General features: G+C 71.6%; 1 protein-coding gene. It reads left to right on the forward strand.

Annotated elements, in window-relative coordinates; all coding sequences use genetic code 11:
- Positions 1-699 (forward strand): DNA polymerase (locus tag EHS43_RS45470; RefSeq protein WP_260471038.1); only part of this gene is annotated, 699 nt, incomplete at its 5' end.
- Positions 700-725 lie beyond the last annotated feature (26 nt).

Below are 725 nucleotides of genomic sequence, written 5' to 3' on the forward strand. Positions count from 1 at the left end.
CTCGAGTCCGTCATGCCCGCGGACTACAGCCAGATCGAGCTGCGGGTGATGGCCCACCTGTCCGAGGACGCGGGGCTCATCGAGGCGTTCACCTCGGGAGAGGACCTGCACACCACGGCCGCCTCCCAGGTCTTCGCGGTCGAGCCCGGCGCGGTCGACGCGGAGATGCGGCGCAAGATCAAGGCGATGTCGTACGGGCTGGCGTACGGGCTGTCCGCGTTCGGGCTCTCGCAGCAGCTGAACATCGACGCGGGGGAGGCGCGGGCGCTGATGGACGCGTACTTCGAGCGGTTCGGCGGGGTGCGGGACTATCTGCGGCGCGCGGTCGACGAGGCGCGGGCCACCGGGTACACGGCGACGCTGTTCGGGCGCCGGCGCTACCTTCCCGACCTCAACAGCGACAACCGCCAGCGGCGTGAGGCGGCCGAGCGGATGGCGCTGAACGCGCCCATCCAGGGGACGGCGGCGGACATCGTCAAGATCGCGATGCTCAAGGTGGACGGGGCCCTGCGTGACGCCGGGCTGGCCTCGCGCATGCTGCTCCAGGTCCACGACGAAGTCGTGCTGGAGATCGCGCCGGGTGAGCGGGCGGCGGCGGAGGAACTCGTCCGGCGGGAGATGTCGGAGGCGGTGAGTCTGCGGGTGCCGCTGGGGGTGTCGGTGGGGGACGGGACGGACTGGGAGTCCGCCGCGCACTAGCCTCCGGCGGTTGGGCGGTTCTTGTG

Origin of the sequence: Streptomyces sp. RP5T (assembly GCF_003933965.1) — a bacterium.
GTDB lineage: Bacteria > Actinomycetota > Actinomycetes > Streptomycetales > Streptomycetaceae > Streptomyces.